Annotated in this window: 20 protein-coding genes; 8 read left to right on the top strand and 12 right to left on the bottom strand. The window is 57.5% G+C overall.

The window, feature by feature from the left end:
- On the top strand, positions 1–143 hold a 143-nt coding region (locus tag HWX89_RS00055), incomplete at its 5' end, for a 4Fe-4S dicluster domain-containing protein (protein ID WP_178340560.1).
- Positions 144–381: 238 nt separating this feature from the next.
- Complete coding sequence (locus HWX89_RS00060) at positions 382–1,128, top strand: pentapeptide repeat-containing protein (RefSeq protein WP_138795787.1); 747 nt, start codon at positions 382–384, stop codon at positions 1,126–1,128.
- Between the two features lie 61 nt (positions 1,129–1,189).
- On the opposite strand, the gene HWX89_RS00065 is transcribed toward HWX89_RS00060, so the two are convergent.
- Positions 1,190–2,206, bottom strand: coding sequence for a zinc-binding alcohol dehydrogenase family protein (locus HWX89_RS00065; protein WP_138795786.1), 1,017 nt, complete (start codon positions 2,204–2,206; stop codon positions 1,190–1,192).
- Between the two features lie 103 nt (positions 2,207–2,309).
- On the opposite strand from HWX89_RS00065, the gene HWX89_RS00070 reads away from it, so the two are divergent.
- Both HWX89_RS00070 and HWX89_RS00075 read left to right on the top strand, forming a co-directional pair.
- Positions 2,310–2,699, top strand: a complete 390-nt coding sequence (locus HWX89_RS00070; protein WP_138795785.1) for a winged helix-turn-helix transcriptional regulator — start codon at positions 2,310–2,312, stop codon at positions 2,697–2,699.
- Between the two features lie 146 nt (positions 2,700–2,845).
- The gene (locus tag HWX89_RS00075) at positions 2,846–3,682 is read left to right on the top strand and encodes an undecaprenyl-diphosphate phosphatase (protein WP_138795784.1); all 837 of its coding nucleotides are present in this window, start codon (positions 2,846–2,848) and stop codon (positions 3,680–3,682) included.
- Between the two features lie 63 nt (positions 3,683–3,745).
- Here the strand turns inward: HWX89_RS00075 and HWX89_RS00080 are convergent, their stop codons facing one another.
- The 3 genes from HWX89_RS00080 to HWX89_RS00090 form a co-directional block, all read right to left on the bottom strand.
- Positions 3,746–4,207: a GNAT family N-acetyltransferase gene (locus HWX89_RS00080; RefSeq protein ID WP_138795783.1), complete on the bottom strand. Its 462-nt coding sequence runs from the start codon at positions 4,205–4,207 to the stop codon at positions 3,746–3,748.
- A gap of 151 nt (positions 4,208–4,358) precedes the next feature.
- The gene (mgtE, locus tag HWX89_RS00085; protein WP_138795782.1) at positions 4,359–5,732 is read right to left on the bottom strand and encodes a magnesium transporter; all 1,374 of its coding nucleotides are present in this window, start codon (positions 5,730–5,732) and stop codon (positions 4,359–4,361) included.
- Between the two features lie 273 nt (positions 5,733–6,005).
- Positions 6,006–7,250, bottom strand: coding sequence for an MFS transporter (locus HWX89_RS00090; protein WP_138795781.1), 1,245 nt, complete (start codon positions 7,248–7,250; stop codon positions 6,006–6,008).
- Positions 7,251–7,490: 240 nt separating this feature from the next.
- Here HWX89_RS00090 and HWX89_RS00095 point away from each other — a divergent pair, with 240 nt between their 5' ends.
- On the top strand, positions 7,491–8,405 hold the full coding sequence (locus HWX89_RS00095) for a diacylglycerol/lipid kinase family protein (protein WP_138795780.1): 915 nt from the start codon (positions 7,491–7,493) through the stop codon (positions 8,403–8,405).
- A gap of 38 nt (positions 8,406–8,443) precedes the next feature.
- On the opposite strand, the gene HWX89_RS00100 is transcribed toward HWX89_RS00095, so the two are convergent.
- The gene (locus HWX89_RS00100) at positions 8,444–9,802 is read right to left on the bottom strand and encodes a glutamine synthetase family protein (protein WP_138795779.1); all 1,359 of its coding nucleotides are present in this window, start codon (positions 9,800–9,802) and stop codon (positions 8,444–8,446) included.
- A 136-nt stretch (positions 9,803–9,938) separates the two neighbouring features.
- Between HWX89_RS00100 and HWX89_RS00105 the strand changes: the two genes are divergently transcribed.
- Together HWX89_RS00105 and HWX89_RS00110 are read left to right on the top strand one after the other, a co-directional pair.
- A complete protein-coding gene (locus HWX89_RS00105) occupies positions 9,939–11,309 on the top strand; it encodes an aspartate aminotransferase family protein (protein WP_138795778.1) in 1,371 nt (456 codons plus the stop codon).
- Positions 11,310–11,313: 4 nt separating this feature from the next.
- A complete protein-coding gene (locus HWX89_RS00110; RefSeq protein WP_138795777.1) occupies positions 11,314–11,784 on the top strand; it encodes an OsmC family protein in 471 nt (156 codons plus the stop codon).
- A gap of 61 nt (positions 11,785–11,845) precedes the next feature.
- Here HWX89_RS00110 and amn read toward each other — a convergent pair whose 3' ends face one another.
- From amn to HWX89_RS00135, 5 genes are all read right to left on the bottom strand, one after another.
- The gene (gene amn, locus HWX89_RS00115) at positions 11,846–13,351 is read right to left on the bottom strand and encodes an AMP nucleosidase (RefSeq protein WP_138795776.1); all 1,506 of its coding nucleotides are present in this window, start codon (positions 13,349–13,351) and stop codon (positions 11,846–11,848) included.
- 102 nt (positions 13,352–13,453) lie between these two features.
- Entirely contained in the window at positions 13,454–13,627 is a 174-nt protein-coding gene (locus tag HWX89_RS00120; protein WP_178340561.1) for a hypothetical protein, read from the bottom strand.
- An 11-nt stretch (positions 13,628–13,638) separates the two neighbouring features.
- Positions 13,639–13,821, bottom strand: a complete 183-nt coding sequence (locus HWX89_RS00125; RefSeq protein ID WP_138795775.1) for a hypothetical protein — start codon at positions 13,819–13,821, stop codon at positions 13,639–13,641.
- A gap of 152 nt (positions 13,822–13,973) precedes the next feature.
- Complete coding sequence (locus HWX89_RS00130; RefSeq protein WP_138795774.1) at positions 13,974–14,570, bottom strand: ATP-binding protein; 597 nt, start codon at positions 14,568–14,570, stop codon at positions 13,974–13,976.
- Between the two features lie 95 nt (positions 14,571–14,665).
- Positions 14,666–15,004, bottom strand: a complete 339-nt coding sequence (locus tag HWX89_RS00135; protein WP_138795773.1) for a DUF2147 domain-containing protein — start codon at positions 15,002–15,004, stop codon at positions 14,666–14,668.
- 507 nt (positions 15,005–15,511) lie between these two features.
- Between HWX89_RS00135 and HWX89_RS00140 the strand changes: the two genes are divergently transcribed.
- Positions 15,512–15,778, top strand: a complete 267-nt coding sequence (locus HWX89_RS00140; RefSeq protein WP_138795772.1) for a sel1 repeat family protein — start codon at positions 15,512–15,514, stop codon at positions 15,776–15,778.
- A 233-nt stretch (positions 15,779–16,011) separates the two neighbouring features.
- On the opposite strand, the gene HWX89_RS00145 is transcribed toward HWX89_RS00140, so the two are convergent.
- Both HWX89_RS00145 and HWX89_RS00150 read right to left on the bottom strand, forming a co-directional pair.
- Positions 16,012–17,124, bottom strand: a complete 1,113-nt coding sequence (locus tag HWX89_RS00145) for a pyridoxal phosphate-dependent aminotransferase (protein ID WP_138795771.1) — start codon at positions 17,122–17,124, stop codon at positions 16,012–16,014.
- 146 nt (positions 17,125–17,270) lie between these two features.
- The gene (locus tag HWX89_RS00150; protein ID WP_138795770.1) at positions 17,271–17,618 is read right to left on the bottom strand and encodes a hypothetical protein; all 348 of its coding nucleotides are present in this window, start codon (positions 17,616–17,618) and stop codon (positions 17,271–17,273) included.
- Between the last annotated feature and the right edge of the window lie 173 nt (positions 17,619–17,791).

The raw sequence follows: 17,791 nt of genomic DNA on the forward strand, positions 1-17,791 counted from the left end.
TGGAGAAGGACGGCCAGGAAACCTACGTCATCAATGCGCAGAACTGCGTGCACTGTAAGACGTGTGACATCAAGGACCCCAACCAGAACATCAACTGGGTTCCGCCACAAGGCGGCGAAGGGCCGGTTTACGCCAACATGTAATGTTGGTCCGGCGCACACGGACCGCCGTCATCGGGAATGCCCGGCGAAGGGCCTGTATACGCCAACATGCAATGTTGGCCCGGCCGGTGCGGACCGCGCCTCGACATCAGAGAGCCCGTTCACAGGAATGTGGACGGGCTTTTTGCGGTGATTGCAGATTGCCCTTCAACGACTTACGTATAGGATACGCGCCGACGGGAGCCGCAAGGGTGGCGCGCTTGCGATATGGAGTGAAAGCATGGCCAGCTCCGAAAGGCTGAAGATCCGTTTGAACGACAAGGCAGGCCGGATTGCCGCTGTTGCGGCGGGCATCATGGTCACCCTGGCGATGACCAGCCATCACGCCGGTGCAGCAAGCTGCCGGACCGATGCCCTTGCGGGCATTGATTGGCGCGAATGCAATAAGAGATTGCTGATGCTGGGAGGAAGCAATCTCGACTCGGCAATGCTGTATGGCACTGATTTTACCTATACCGACCTTCGTGGCTCGACGCTGAAAGGCGCGAACATGGAAAAGGCGAAGCTTATCCGTACGGCTTTGGGGGAAGCAAACCTGCAAGGCGCCAATCTGACGAAGGTGGAAGCCTATCGTAGCGATTTTACCTCGGCAGATGCTACCAACGCCAAGTTCGTCAACGCCGAAATGCAGCGGGCACAATTCGAAAAGGCCAAGCTTGATGGAGCCGACTTTACCAAAGCGGAACTCGGTCGCGCGGACTTCGAAGGTGCAAGCCTGCAAGGTGTGAAATTCACTCTGACGAACCTGTCGAGGGCGCGTTTCGAGGGCGCGACGCTTGGTGGACCGGTCGACTTTTCCAACGCCTTCCTGTTGCTGACAAGGATCGAAGGGGTAGACCTGTCTTCTGCAACCGGATTGGCGCAAAGCCAGATCGAACTGTCTTGCGGTAATGACAAGACGAAGCTGCCCGCCGGGCTGACCGTACCGTCTTCATGGCCGTGCGCGGAAGATCCCGAAGACGATTGATCGCCAAACGTCTGGAAAGAGATAAGGCCCGTGTAACCTGCGTTACACGGGCCTTCTGATGTCAGAAGCCGGAGAGCACGACCTTGCCCTTGGCCTTGTTGCTCTCGATCAGCGCATGCGCCTTGATCAGGTTTGCGGCATTGATCGTGCCCAGAACCTCGGTCAGCGTCGTCTTGATCGTACCGGCGTCTACCAGTTCTGAAACGTGGTTGAGCAGATTGTGCTGTTCGATCATGTCAACGGTCTGGAAGACGGCGCGGGCGAACATCATTTCCCAATGGATAGAAATGCATTTGCGCTTGAAAGGCATGACGTCGAAGCCGCCTGCCGGATCATCGATCAGCGCATAACGCCCCTGCGGCGCGATCACGGCGAGGCTGTCTGCAGCATGGACGTCGCTATGGGTTGTCGAAAAGACAAAAGCCGGAGCGCCGATGCCGAGCGCTTCCACTTGCTGGGCAATCGGTTTGCTGTGATCCACCACATGATGAGCGCCGAGTTCCTTGACCCAATCCATTGTCTCCGGGCGGGAAGCGGTTGCAATGACGGTCAGATCGGTCAGAGCGCGCAACAACTGGATGGCAATCGAGCCAACGCCGCCAGCGCCACCAATAACGAGGATGGCATTGGCCGCACCGGGAACGGCGTCCTTGACCCGCAAGCGGTCGAACAGCGTCTCGTAGGCGGTAATGGCGGTCAGGGGCAGGGCAGCCGCTTCCTCGAAGGAGAGCGTCTGCGGCTTGGCGCCAACGATACGCTCATCGACCAGATGAAACTCGCTGTTGGAGCCGGGGCGGTTGATGGCGCCGGCATAAAAAACGGCATCGCCCGCTTTGAACAATGTCACTTTTTCTCCGACGGCCTTGACGATGCCGGCAGCATCGAAGCCAAGCACACGGTATTCGCCGTTTTCCGGTGTCTGGCCGCGTCGAACCTTCGTGTCGACCGGATTGACGGAAACGGCCTTCACCTCAACCAGAATATCGTGCCCTTTGGCTTCAGGTACAGGCAAATCGATGTCGACGAGAGCATCCTGAGCGGTGATGGGCTGGGCTTTCTGGTAACCGATGGCACGCATGCAGATTCTCCTTTGCTTGTTTGCGTGCCCCTTACTTGATACATATGAACCAAGCCCGCAAGAATGCACATTTTTTGACGATACATACAAAAAGGATACTGTCATGTCCCGTCCACGCGCCAAGCTCACCGGCAACTTCCCCGGATGTCCGGTGGAGTCGACCCTGAGTTTCCTCGATGGAAAATGGAAAGGCGTGATCCTTTATCACCTCACCAATTCCGGCACGTTGCGCTTCAACGAATTGCGCCGCCATATTCCGAGCGTCACCCAGCGAATGTTGACCAAACAGTTACGTGAACTGGAAGAAGCAGGACTGATATCGCGCACTGTTTTCCCCGTTGTGCCGCCGCGCGTTGACTACGCGCTGACCCCGCTCGGGGAGAGCATGCGGCCGGTTATCTCGGCACTCAAAAGCTGGGGCGACACCCATGTCGTTTGCAAGAACGGTGAAAAATATACGCGCATGCCGGACGACACAGAAAAGGCGGCGTAAAAGCCAGCGCGCGCATTTGTGAGCAATGTCCTGAGAAAAATAACGGGTGAAGACTGCGTCGTGGGCGTGTTGCAATGCAACACGTATTTGCCCCGATTGATGCATAATGCTGCGGCATCGATTCGCAAGCAGGGACATCACATCACATGAGCATCGGTTGGCTTGAGGCCGGATTTCTCGGTCTGTTGCAGGGATTGACGGAGTTTCTTCCCATTTCTTCGAGCGCGCATTTGCGCATTGCCGGGGAGTTTCTGCCCTCTGGCGCCGATCCTGGCGCAGCCTTTACGGCGATCACCCAGATCGGTACCGAATTGGCGGTTCTGGTCTATTTCTGGTCTGACATCATGCGGATCGCCACGGCCTGGTTGCGTCAGAACCTGCGGCTGGGAACTTACGACAAGTCCGATGCGCGCCTCGGCTGGTTGATTATCATCGGCTCCGTGCCGATCGTGCTTCTCGGCCTGCTGTTCAAGGATGCCATCGAGCATTCGCTGCGCAATCTCTACATCACCGCTGTCATGCTGATTGTGTTTGGTATCGTTCTTGGCATCGCCGACAAGATCGGTGCAAAGCGCTACAAGCTGAACCAGCTCATCTGGCGTGATGGCATTCTCTTCGGTTTCGCACAGGCCATGGCGCTCATCCCCGGTGTCTCCCGTTCGGGTGGTACGATCAGCGCCGGCCTGCTGCTTGGCTACACGCGTGAGGCTGCGGCACGATATTCGTTCCTGCTGGCTGTTCCCGCTGTCTTCGGCTCCGGTTTCTACCAGCTTTTCAAGAGTATCGGCGAAGACAATCCGGTGGGTTGGGGCCCGACGGCTCTGGCGACAGTCATCGCCTTTTTCGTCGGTTATGCCGTTATCGTTTTCTTCCTGCGACTTGTCTCGACGAAGAGCTACATGCCGTTCGTCTATTACCGCGTGGTGATCGGTGTCATCCTGCTTGGTCTTCTGGCCACAGGTGTTATCAACGCTGGCGGCTGATAGAGGCTTAAGATCTGCCAGTGCGCTTCTTCGGGCTGGCAGGATCGTTTCAAGGAGACTGGATCAGCCTGTCTTCGGGCTTCCGATCATAAAAATATCGAGATCGGAAACATTCGGCTCGATCAGGCTGAAACCCTGCTTCAGATAGTAGGGTGCCTTATCCGATGTGGCGCAGAGATAGCACGACGCATGTCCGCGCTTTTCCGCTTCCAGGCGACTTTCCAAAAGCAGCCGTGCCGCAATGCCCTGTCGTCTGAATTGAGGTTCGACCCAGAGCGCGGCAATCCACGGCGCGTATTGCGGGCGTTCGTCGTGATCGTTCTCGATCACCAGAACGGACCCTGCGTAGTCACCGTTGTCGTGGGCGACGAGGGCGAAGGGAATACGGTCGCTTGCCAGCATCGGCTCCAGGTGTGCACGGTAATGTTCAACGGGAATACCGCTATCTGTCCACCAGGCGTTCCAGCCACGATGGGCAACCGTATCCGCAAAATGTGGATGATCTCTCAGGTTCGAAATTCTCATGGTTCCCCCCAATACTTGTCAGGCTGCATGCAAGCCCATCGCTTGAATCAGTTTTGCAGTACGCCCTCGTAACTTTATGGAAACACGGATTTTTCGAGGGGTATCGTAAAATTGCCCGGTCGCGTGACTGCGACCGGGCGGCATTGCTTCTTTAAAGCAGCGTGCCGCTGAGAATGACCAGCGCGACGGAGAAGTAGATCACCAGTCCGCTGACATCCACCAGCGTTGCCACGAAGGGCGCTGACGCGCTGGCAGGATCAAGCCGCAGGCGCTGCAGCACGAAGGGCAGCATGGAGCCTGCCAGCGAACCGAAGGTCACGATACCGACGAGAGCGGCAAAGACGGTCGCGCCAACCAGCAGCCAGTGTTCGCCGTAATCGTAGAAACCGGCCTGCTGCCAGACGGTCAGTCGCAGGAAACCAATAGCGCCGAGAATGCAGCCGAGTGTCAGCCCGGTCGGGATTTCACGCAGTAAAACCCGCCACCAGTCCGACAGCTTCAACTCGCCAAGCGCCAGCGCCCGGATGATGAGCGAGGTTGCCTGCGAACCGGAATTGCCACCGGATGACATGATGAGCGGAATGAACAGCGTCAGCACGACGGCTTTTTCCAACTCACCCTCAAAGTGCTGCATGGCGCTTGCTGTCAGCATTTCTCCAAGGAAGAGGGCGGCAAGCCAGCCCGCACGTTTGCGGATCATATCCGGGAAGCCGATCGACATGTAGGGTTTGCCGAGTGCTTCCATGCCGCCGAACTTGTGCGCATCCTCCGTGGTATCGGCGATCATCGTGTCGATCACGTCGTCGACTGTTACGATGCCAAGCATGCGCGCATTCTCGTCCACGACGGGCAGGGCCAGGAGGTCGTGCTTGCGGATCAGTCGGGCGACATCTTCCTGCGACATCATCGGATCGGCCGAAACGAGGCCTTCTCGTGAAGCCACCGAGAGGATCGACGCGTCCGGTTCTCCGGTCAGCAGCCGTCGCAGCGTCACCACCTTGGAAAGCGTCTTGTCCTTGGCCAACACATAGATGGCGTAGACCGTTTCACGCGACCGTTCGACGAAACGGATGTGCGAAAGGGTCTGCTCCACCGTCCAGTCGTCCGGTACGCTGACGAATTCCGTGGTCATGATGGAACCGGCCGTGCGTGGCGGATACCCCATCAGGTGCTGGATGGAGAGCGCGGCTGCACGGTCCAGTCGGGCAAAAAGCCGGCCCCGTGGTCCGTCTTCCATCTCAGCCAGAATATCCGCGACACGGTCGTCGGACATCAGGTTGACGATGGGTGCTGCTTTTTCGACCGGAAAATGGGCGATGATCTCGGCTGCCTTGTGCAACTCCGGCCGGTCGAGAATGGCGACAGCCTTCGCTTGCGGCATGGCCAGCAGTGTGGTTGCGGCAGCAACAACATCGAGCGTGTTCAGTTGCTCGACGCGTTCTGCAATGGTGGATGGACCCGAGTTACCGCCACGAAGGAGACGCGCGGCCTTGCTGGCCCTCTGGGAGAGGTTGTGGAAGTTCATGATTGCTCACCTTTCCGTCGATTCGCCGATCACGGCGAACGCGGTGGTGAGCCGACAGGAGTCGGATCAGTTCCCGTTCGCCGCTTTCGGCAAAGGCAATCGACTACTACTGTCGCTAGACATCCAATGATGCTCCGTTGAAATCCGCGAGATGCTGCGTCACAGCATGCGCGTGGGGAGGTGGTGCGCCTGAAACCGAAAAGAGTCAAGCGCCCGATTGTAAAATTTCAGCAAGGTTGAAAGGCGGTTTCGCCGGGTGGCTGAAAAGCGGCGTTAAGCCGCTTTTTCACGACGCTCCACGGCCACGGAAACGAGGAAAACGCCAAGGCCGAGAAGCGACAGAACCGCGCCCACATAACCGGTCGAGGCATAACCGTAACCCATGGCAATCACCATGCCGCCCAGCCATGCACCAAGCGCGTTGGCGATGTTGAAGGCGGAGTGGTTGGATGCAGCCGCAAGCGTCTGCGCATCCGCAGCAACGTCCATCAACCGGGTCTGTACGGCCGGGCATGCAGCAAAGCCGCAGCCGATCAGGAAGACGCACAGGCACAGCATGAAAGGATCATGCGCCGTCATTCCAAAGAGCACCATCAGCACGACGTTAAAAGCGAGCATGCCGCCGATCGTGCCGTTGAGCGAGATGTCGGCCAGCCGCGAACCGACCACATTGCCGACATTCATGCCGATACCGAAGAGCGCCAGTACCATTGAGACGGTCGAGACCGGCATCATGGCAACGTCGGTGGTGGTCTTGGCGATATAGCTGAAGACCGCGAACATGCCGCCGAAACCCGTCGATGCAATCGCCAGCGTTAGCCAGACCTGCACACGCCGGAAGGCGCCGAGTTCGCGCCACAGGCTGGCACCTTCCTCCACCTTGTCACGCGGCTGGAAAAGCCACAGCAATGCGACGGTGAGGATGCCAATGCCGCCAACCAGCATGAAGGCTGCGCGCCACGAGAAATGCTGACCGAAGAAGGTGGCAAGCGGTGTTCCAAGAAGGGTTGCTATGGTCAGGCCGAGCATGACACGGCCAACAGCCCGCGCCCGCTTGTGGATGGGTGCCATCGAAGCGGCGACGAGAGCGGCAACGCCGAAATAGGCGCCGTGTGGCAGGCCGGTGATGAAGCGCAGAATGGTGAAGCTGACAAAATCAGGCGCCATGGCGCTCAAAATGTTGCCGATGGCGAAGATGCTCATCAGTCCCAGCAGCAATGTGCGGCGCGTCATGCGGGCAGCAAGTATGGCAATGATCGGTGCGCCAATAACGACGCCGAGCGCATAAGCGGTGATGACGTAACCGGCCTGTGGTACGCTGACGCCATAGGTCGTGGCGACATCAGGCAGCAGGCCCATGATCGCAAACTCGCCGGTACCAATGCCAAAACCGCCCGCGGCAAGGGCCAGCTCGATAAGTGCTATGGCTAGGGGCGGCAAGGTGGCGGCTGCTGCCGTCGTGCCAATGGTTTCACTCTCCGCTCCAAGGCGGACTTCAGACGTGTGCGGCTGACTCATGGCGACCTGAAAAGGGATATAAAGAACAGAAAAAAGGGCAAGGCTGTATGGGAAACAACCTGCCCTGACTGGAGATGCGCGGTCATGAAAATGACCTTAAGTATTTTCTAACATGGAATAGTGCATCGCGGTAGAGTTATTCGTGGCAAAAAATTTGCGTTCACGCGATGGTGTTTGGAACCTCATTGGAGGGCGGGCATTTATGCGCCTGTGCGAAGCCTCGGCAGAACCGGATAAGACATGAAGCTCGTTGCAATATTCAACCGCGATGGCGGTACCTTCCGCACCACCGACATGCAGGCTTTTTGTGAGTATAGCCGCGACGTTTTCACCAGAGCAGGCCATGAGATTGATTGCCGCCCGGTTGATGGCAAGGACATTCTGGCCGAACTCGAGCGTGCTGCAGACGAGCCGGGGATCGATGGCATCATCGCAGGAGGCGGCGATGGAACAATCTCGGCCGCTGCCGGTATCGCCTGGAAGCACGGCATCGCGCTTGGTGTCGTGCCGGCCGGAACGATGAACCTTTTTGCGCGCTCGCTGAAATTACCGCTCGATATTCGTCAGGCTCTCGATGCGCTCGCATCGGGTGACATCGCCGAAGTGGATATCGCCAGTGCTAATGGCCGCCTGTTCGTGCACCAGTTTTCGGCTGGCCTGCATTCACGCATGGTTCGCTACCGCAACAACCTTGCCTTTGCCTCGCGTCTCGGCAAGATCAAGGCGAGCGTGCGTGCCGCGATCAGCGTCATCCTGAACCCGCCGGTCTTCGATGTGGAGTTTACGGTAAATGGCGAAAAGCAGCGCAGCAAGGTTTCGGCCATCTCGGTGTCCAACAACGAGTTCGGTCGAAACTCGCTGTTGGTGGCAGATGACATTTCCGGCGGCCATCTTGGCTTTTACCTTACCGATCCGTTGCGCCCCCTCGGAGTTACCAGGCTTGCTTTGGACATCATGCGCGGCAAGCTGAAGGAGAACGCTTCAGTAACCGCCATGACGGCAACATCGGTAGAGTTGCATTTCCCTAGGACACGGCACGACGTTCGCTGCGTGATCGACGGCGAACTCTTGCCGATGGAACGCGACGTCGCACTGAAGCTTCATGCTGGTGAGCTGAAGGTGCTGGTCGGACGCGAATTCTTCACGCGTCCCTGACCGCTCATGTGTGATCTGTCTTCCGAGGCGTTCGGGCTCTAGATCCGTGGCAGGTAGGTCCGGTAATCGAAATCGGAGACGGTGCGCAGGAAGGCAATCGCCTCCTTGCGCTTCGTGTCTGCATAAAGCTTGCGGTAACGGGCTCCGAAAATGCGCGCCATGATCGGGGAGGCGGCAAAGTCCTCGACAGCCGTCAGAAAATCATGCGTGAGACTGCGTTTCGCGGGACTTGCCTGCCCAGGCTCAGTTTCCGGGCCAGGGTCCAGCCGGTTCTCGAGGCCAAGAAGCATGCCGCCGAGTATGGCTGCCAGCAGCAGATGCGGATTGGCATCGGCGCCGGCGACGCGGTGTTCAATTCGGGCGGCCGGGCCATTCGCATCGGGAATGCGCACTGCCGTGCCCCGGTGACCATAACCCCAGTCGATGTCTACGGGCGCAAACGAACCCGGCTGAAAGCGACGGTAGGAATTGGCAAAAGGCGCGAATATCGCCTGGGCATCCCGCATGGTATTCAACAGCCCGGCACATACGGATTTCAATTGCACGGCCTCGCCGCCCGCCGCATCGAGAACGTTTTTCCCCTGGCTGTCGATGACGCTGACATGCACATGCAGGCCCGACCCGGCCTGATCTGAATAGGGCTTGGCCATGCAGGTGGATTTCAGGCCGTGACGCCTGGCTGCATGATCTGCGAGGCGCTTGAGATAGATACAATCGTCGGCAGCCGCCAGTGCGTCGGCACAGTGCAGCAGATTGACTTCAAATTGGCCGGGACCGAATTCAGCAGTTGTCGCATCGGCGGGAAGCCCCTGTATCTTCGCCCAGTCGTTCAGAGTCTGCAGAAAGCCGTCCATCGCATCGGTCGCACCCATGTCGTATAGCTGCGCACCAGTTGCCTCGCCACGATAGGCAAGGCTTGCGGGTGGTCGGGGTTTGCCCGTTTCACGCCAGTCTCTCTCCATCAGATAAAACTCGAGTTCGGTCGCCACGACCGGTGTCAGCCCGAGTTCGGCGTAGCGTGTCAGTACATTGGCAAGAATGGCACGAGGGTCCATGAAGCTCGGGCTGCCATCCATTTCGTGCATCGTGGCCAGAACTTGCTGCGAGCCGTCCGGCGCCCATGGCATGGGGGTTAGGCTGCGTTGGTCCGCGACGCAAAGACCGTCCGGATCGCCGATCGTCAGGGACAGCCCGGTGAGATCATCATTGTCATCGCCCCAGATGTCGAGAGACTGTGTCGATGAAGGTAGCCTGACCGCACCATCCCAGATTTTCTGCTCCTTGCCGGGTGGGATGCGTTTGCCGCGAAGATCACCATTCATACCCACCAGAAGAATTTCCGTGCGTGGTTGCTGATCGCTCGGGGTGCGGATGTCCGACAGGGATTTCGAGGTCATGACTGGCTTTCCGGTTGTTTTCGGCTGCAACGATAAGTCGAAACGGCGAGCCTTGCCAAATCGAATCTGCCCGGCCATGTTCCTTTGCGGCGCGTCTTTCTCATCGGTTGGCGCCTAATCGGGAGTGTGATCTGTCATGAATGAAATCACCAAAGGGATTTCCAATCTCGCGGCCATCGATGCCGCGCACCACCTTCATCCCTTTTCCGACATGGGCAAGCTCAATGCGGCCGGAACCCGCATCATCGAACGGGCCGAAGGCGTTTTCATCTATGACAGCACCGGAAAGAAATATCTCGATGCCTTCGCCGGGCTTTGGTGTGTGAACATCGGTTACGGTCGCAAGGAAATCGCCGATGCCGTATCGCGGCAGATGAACGAGTTGCCCTATTACAACGCGTTCTTTGGTACGACCACGCCGCCCGCGACATTGCTGGCGCAGAAGATTGCGTCCCGCGCCGGACCCAGGATGAACCATGTGTTCTTTACCAATTCCGGTTCCGAAGCGACGGACACCTGGTTCCGGATGGCGCGTGTCTACTGGAAAGCGCTTGGCCATCCCTCTAAGACGAAAATCATTGCCCGCAGAAACGGTTATCATGGCTCTACGGTCGCAGGCGCCTCGCTTGGCGGCATGAAATGGATGCATGAGCAGGGCAATCTGCCGATCGAAGGCATCGCGCATATCGGCCAGCCCTATTGGTATGCGGAGGGTGGCGATCTTTCTCCCGCCGAGTTCGGTCTCAAGGTCGCGCGTGAACTTGATGCCAAAATCGATGAGCTGGGCGAAGAAAATGTTGCCGCTTTCGTAGCCGAACCGATCCAGGGGGCAGGCGGTGTGATCGTGCCGCCGGAAACCTACTGGCCGGAGATTGCCCGCATCTGCAAGGCCCGTAACATCCTGCTCGTCTCCGATGAGGTGATCTGCGGTTTCGGACGGCTGGGCTCATGGTTCGGCTACCAGCATTTTGGTGTCGAACCGGATTTGGCGCCAGTCGCAAAGGGATTGTCATCAGGTTATCTGCCGATAGGTGGCGTTCTGGTATCCGATCGTGTCGCGGAGGTCATGCTGAATGACGTCGGTGATTTCAATCACGGCTTTACCTACTCGGGACATCCGGTCTGCGCGGCTGCCGCCCTGGAAAACCTCAGAATCATCGAGGACGAAGGTCTGGTGGAACGCGTGCGCGACGATATCGGGCCCTATTTTGCGGAAGGTTGGAAAAGCCTTACCGATCATGAGGTTGTGGGTGAGGCGGTCAATGTCGGCCTGATGGGCGGCCTGCAGCTTGCCGTGGACAAGACGACGCGCAGGCGATACGCGAAACCTGATGACGTCGGCACCGAGGTTCGCAATCATTGCCTGGCAAACGGCCTTGTTATGCGCGCCACCGGCGACCGTATGCTGGCCTCTCCAGCATTGACGATCAGCCGGTCCGAAGTCGATCAGATGATGGAAACTCTGCGCAAGGGGCTGGACCACTTGCGCGACACTGTGAAGGAATAGGTCGATGGCCGGACAGGAACACCATTACAGCGTCAAGGTGACGTGGACGGGCAATCGTGGCACGGGAACGACCGGCTATCGCGACTATGACAGGGATCATACACTCTCCGCCGAGGGCAAGCCGGATATTGTCGGTTCTTCCGATCCCGCGTTCCGCGGCGATTCCGCCCGCTGGAATCCCGAAGAACTGCTGGTTGGCTCGCTCTCTGCCTGCCATAAGCTCTGGTATCTGCACTTCTGCGCCGTATCGGGCGTTGTTGTCAGCGATTATGTCGACAGTGCCGAGGGTACCATGGTCATGGAAAAAGATGGCGCCGGACGTTTCAGTGAGGTCGTGCTGAAGCCGGTGGTGACGATCACAAAAGGCGACCCTGTCGTTGCACAGGAACTGCATGAGGACGCGCATGACAAATGCTTCATCGCGCGATCGGTCAATTTCCCCGTTCGCATAGAAGCAACAGTGAAAACGGCCTGAGGCCGATCAGTCAGGTCAATTGATGACGCCCGCGCGGCTTCGTGCGGGCGTCATGATGAGTTTATTGGAAAGCCGTCTCGTAGAAGCTTCTGAGCTTACGGGAATGCAGGGTTTCCTTCTGCATGGCTGCAAGCTTCTGCACGGCGCGAATACCGATCTGCAAATGCTGGGCAACCTGTGTCCGATAAAACTCGGTCGCCATGCCCGGCAGTTTCAGTTCGCCATGCAAGGGCTTGTCTGAAACGCAGAGCAGGGTGCCGTAGGGCACGCGGAAACGGAAGCCGTTTGCGGCGATGGTTGCCGATTCCATGTCGAGTGCAATGGCGCGCGACTGAGACAGGCGCTTGACCGGGCCAGCCTGGTCGCGAAGCTCCCAGTTGCGGTTGTCGATGGTCGCCACGGTGCCGGTGCGCATGATGCGCTTTAGCTCGAAACCTTCGTAACCGGTCACTTCCGCAACCGCACCTTCCAGAGCAAGCTGTACTTCTGCAAGTGCCGGGATCGGCACCCACACCGGCAGGTCATCGTCCAGGACGTGATCTTCACGCACATAGGCATGGGCAAGAACATAATCGCCAAGACGCTGGCTGTTGCGAAGGCCGGCGCAATGGCCAACCATCAGCCAGGCATGCGGACGCAAGACAGCAATGTGGTCGGTAATCGTCTTGGCGTTGGATGGGCCGACGCCGATATTGACCAGGGTGATCCCTGCATGGCCCTTCTTTTTCAGGTGGTAGGCGGGCATCTGCGGCAGACGCCCCAGCGTCATGTCGGTTTCAGGCTTGTCGGACCCCGCATGGGTGACGATATTGCCCGGCTCGACGAACTCCGTGTAGCCTTCGCCTCCATCCCGCATCAACTTGCGGGCCCAGGCAGCGAATTCGTCGATGTAGAACTGATAGTTCGTAAAAAGCACGAAATTCTGGAAATGACTGGCGCTTGTCGCCGTGTAGTGACTAAGGCGCGCCAGAGAGTAATCGATGCGCTGCGCGGTGAATGGCGCAAGCGGTGCGGGTTCACCCGGTACCTGATCATATTCGCCGTTGGCAATCAGGTCATCGGTATTGTTGAGGTCCGGCGTGTCGAAAAGATCGCGCAGCGGCACATCCGACAACGAAGACGCCGCAGAAGCCTCGACATGGGCACCCTCGCCAAATGCGAAGTGCAGCGGAATGGGAGTGGCCGATTCCGAGATCGTCACTGGAACGCCGTGGTTCTTGATCAGAAGGCCAAGCTGCTCTTTCAGATAGTGCCGGAAAAGCTGCGGGCGGGTAATGGTCGTAGTGTAGACGCCGGGGGCGGTGACATGACCATAGGACAGGCGTGAATCCACATGGCCGAAACTTGACGTTTCGATGGACGCCTGGGGATAGCATGCGCGATAGCGACCCTCGATGGGGGCTCCCTGCGCCAGATCCGTGAAGGACTTGATGAGAAAATTCGTGTTGCGCTCATAAAGCGCTGTCAACGCCTCGACAGCCTCCTTCGGGTCCGTGAACGTCTGTGGCGCATACGGCTCTGGTGTGATGAAGGAGAGGGGCGGAATCGTGTGCTTTGCTATCGTCATGGCTCATTATAGGGAGCCAATTTTCACAGGCAAGCGACAGAAATACGAAGAAACTGAAAAGAAACGGAAAACCTGACGGGGCCTGTCGGCCAGACGAAATATTTAGCCGAGAGCACCGCGCTGCAGGCTCATCAGCAGCACGAAGCCTGCCCCCTTGGAGGCGGGGCGCGGGTCAGACTTGTACACTGCAAGACCGGCCACCGGTCCAAGGAAGATCGAAGCGACGAGCGCGAGCCTGATGGCGGAAAAGAGCGTGCTGGAAAAGCTGTTGGTCATTGTCTTCGCCTTTACAATACGACGGGGCAGCTTGAAGCAGGAACGGGGCTCTGCTGGCAGGCAAGTGCTGCACCGGCATTCACCCGTTGGAAACTGCGGTTCGGATTGACGACGAGCGAGGCAAAGGACATGGCAAAAATTGCCATGAGCAGCACGATGATTGTAAGGCGGCGTATCAGCTTGGCCATGTCCATTCCCCTTATTGGAGTTGATAGACAGAGTTTTGCCATAGTTGGACTGAACCGATGCTGAGAACTCGGTTCATATGGCATTCAGGGAGGTTAATAGGGCCTTTCCCCATTCTGGGCCGTTAAAAGATGCAGGGATCGTCTCCCCTGCGACCCCATTATGTCAGTGAGGTCTCTGTACGAGCGGTTACTTCGCTGATGAAATCAGAAATCGCCTCGGGGTCTGTGGCATCGACGACCCGCAAGCCATGTTCCCGCGCGGCGGCAAACATTTCGGTATTTTCCCTGAGGGATCGCTCGATGAAAGCGTCGATCAATTGCCGTCGATCGGCGTTACCATCATCATAAGCGGATTCGCGGCGCATTCTCTCCAACAGCAACTCGTTCTCGGCATGGAGAAAAACTCCGGCAACGCTGCGATCGATCAGTGGCGATATATATTCAGGTCGCAAGGCTGCACCCTCGAAAACCGTGAGTTCGCCCGTGCCAGCCCGCTTGTCGAGCAGGATTTGGATGAGCGGCCAGATATTCTGATGATGGACCCGAAGGAACCAGTGGATCGTTTCGGGTGAAAGGCTCTTATAATATTCCTCGACAGGCCCGGGGACGGCTGGCCACGGTCGGCCCGGATGGCGGGCAAGGCTATCGGTGGAAATGGTCTCGCAGCGCAGCTTTGCGCTCAACTGCTTCGCTAATGTTGTTTTGCCGACATGCGAGGTACCCGAAATCAGAATTGTCGAAAGGGTCACGCGCATGTTTCTGCCTCAGTCTTGGTCGGCGCGGCGCAACGATACATAACGGGATAAAAGGGGTCTACCCTCTCGCCATGCGTTGCGCCCACCGTCTGTTTTTAGAGGCGTGTCCAGGTCTGTGACTTGCACAGCACTTTCAGCACACAGCCCTTCATGCTGAGCGAATTGCCTGAAACGGTGCCAGAGCCACTATAGGTCTTGTCATTGGCCGGATCGGTAATGTCGCCGGAATAGCTATTGCCGGTGCCGCTCATCTTGCCGATCTGTTTTCCAGCGTGCTTGCCGGTCTTCAGCGTCACGCAGAACGCCGAACCGCAAGGAGCAATGGCGGCGGTTTCGCCGCTGGCGGTTTTCCAGTTGCCTTCAATGGCCTCGCCGGCAAGGGCAGAACCGCCCAGCATGACAAGCGCTGCGGCCAAAATCGTCATTCTCTTCATATGGACCTCCCAATCCAGTGTGCTGAAGTCGGTCATACCTTGCGCTTCAGCACGCGCATCTCCTCATGCGAGTGCAGAGATTTATAATTAACGTGAACGTAAAAGGAAATATCTTTGCCGCGGATTTTCATGTTTTTCCGCCGACGAGAGACGGGAAGAGCGTTGGCTTCAAAAACGATGTTTGGCGCATGGTTTAAAAAGGGTTGAATTCCATTCGTAAAGCTTTCGTAAAAATGCGCAGAAAGTCCTTAATTTCCGGGCATCGGCATATTTAACAAAAACCCAACTTTACCAATCGTTTGGACTTTGTTTGCGGCCCATTAATCATGCCTTTTAAGCGCCCGTTGAAGGCCCGCTGTCATATTGGGGTCATCGAAAGCGCAGGGAAAACCTGCCAGCTGGAAGGACGAAAAAAGCCGCAGAAGACGGTGGGTCCGGAAGGAAAAACGCCCGCTCAGAGGCGAAGAAGACAGAACCAACGCAGGTTACGAAACAGGGATAAGAACAATGGCACGCTTTGAAATTCGCGACATCGAAATGGCGCTTGCCTCCGGCGAAAGCCGCGTCGAAACTCTTTGCAATCTCGGTCTGGTCTATGCGACCGGCCGGGGCGGCAAGGTGGATCTGGTTGCGGCTCACAAGTGGCTCAACATTGCCGCCATTCGCGGTTCGGAACGGGCGGCTTCATTGCGCGCCGATCTGGCCCGCAACATGAGCAAGGCGGAGCTGGCCGAAGCACTGCGTGCCGCACGCGAATGGATGACCGTTCACTGACAATACCGCACTAAAGCCGGCTGGTTATCTCAGGCCGACCCGCAACAGAACAGCGATTGCCTTCATTTTCCGGCCACGGTTCCTCCAGTCCCGTTACCCGGTATTACACATCGAGCCGCGACCAGCAGAAACAAGGCTGGCGCGGTTCTTTTATATTTGGGTTGAAGCTGGCGGAAAAAACGATTCCGCCCCAGCGCGTTACGCCGGCCCGTTGAATCGTTTTCCGATCATTCTCAACCGAGCGCCTTCAGCACTTTCGGCAATGCCTGTTCGAAAAGATCAAGCTTGTCGGCTGTCCCAGCGCTGACGCGGATGCAGCGGTTCAGCGGTTCGACGCCCGGCATACGAATGAAAACGCCGTGCTCCATGAGACCATCGACAATGCCACGCGCGTAAGCGCCGTCACGGTGGCAGTCGATCGTCACGAAATTGGTCGCGGAGGGGAGTGGCGACAACCCATTGTCGCGGGCGATCTGAGAGATTCGATCGCGCGCAGCAGAGATTTTACCGACCACTTCGTGCAGATATTCCTGATCCTTCAAGGCTGCCAATGCAGCGGCAACGGAGACGCGCGCCATGCCGAAGTGGTTGCGGATCTTGTCGAACGCCTGAACATTTCCCAGCGTGCCGATAGCATAACCAACACGCGCGCCGGCAAGGCCATAAGCCTTCGAGAAGGTACGCATGCGCAATACGTTAGGTTTGCCGATCAGGGCATCGATCGCAGGTACCGCGCTTGCCGGTGCGGTTTCGCAATAGGCTTCATCCAGAATGAGAAGGCAGGTTTCCGGCAATGCGCGGGCAAAAGCCACGACCTCGCCTGCTTCCCACCAGCTTCCCATCGGGTTGTCGGGATTGGCGAAGTAAACCAGCGGCGCGTTTTCCTTAATGACGAGATCGAGCAACCCATCGAGGTTTTCGTGGTCGTCAACATAGGGCGTTGTCACCAGCTTCCCGCCGAACCCGTTCACATGGTAGTTGAAAGTCGGATATCCGCCGAAAGACGTCACAACCGGCGTACCCGGTTCGACGATCAGGCGGGCAATTTCACCCAGAAGCCCGTCCACGCCGCCGCCGATCGCGACGTTATCGCGGGAAATGCCGTGGTGAATGGCGAGTGCTTCCTTGAGTTCATAGTTTTCCGGATCGCTATACATCCATGTGTCGACTGCTGCGTCCCGCATCGCCAGCAATACGGATGGAGCCGGGCCGAAACCGCTCTCGTTTGCACCAATGCGCGCTTTGACCTCAAGACCCCGATTGCGCTCGATGGCTTCCGGACCAACGAAAGGTACGGTGGAGGGAAGAGAAACGGCGAGAGGCGTAAGGCGCGAAAAAGCGGACATTGCAGAAATTTCCAGTACCTGTTGAGAAAATCGGCCACACAATAGGTCGAAAAACCGAGTGCGCAAGGCGCGCTTGGCGCTGCGAAGGCTGCTTTGGAACAGATTTCTTCGCGTGTGGAGACGCGCGCAAAATCATACCGGCATTGTCAGGCGCTGGTTTCGAAGCTCAGCCTGCGCACATGATGCAGGAATTCCGCATCGATCAGCATGTTGAATCCGACTGTGGCCATTTCTTCTTCACGACGGATCAGCGTGCAGCCGATCTCGTCGCGAATGCCAAGGATTTCGAGATAGAAATTGACCGGCATTTCCAGATGCGGGCTGACCTCGATTTCCGCGCCATAGAGAGAAATGGTGCGGACAAGGCAGCGCATTGTATTCTTGGCGCTCAGATGATGGCCGATAAAGGTGATCTTGCCGGGGCGGTCAATCTGGAATTTCTCATACATCTCGTCCGGAGCGACTCTTCGGTGTGGATCGATATTCATGGCCATCACAACCTCCCAGGCTGTTTTCTTCTTGTTTCCATTTTAGATCATCTTCCTTGCCGGGAACTGAACGAAATACATTCAATTGATTTGACCATCATCTGGTCGTCCCCACAGGACTGTGTCGAAGATGATGTTTCCATTCAGAAAACTGGGCGGAAGCAGTGGTGCAAACACAT

Origin of the sequence: Rhizobium sp. RM, assembly GCF_013390595.1 — a bacterium.
GTDB lineage: Bacteria > Pseudomonadota > Alphaproteobacteria > Rhizobiales > Rhizobiaceae > Agrobacterium.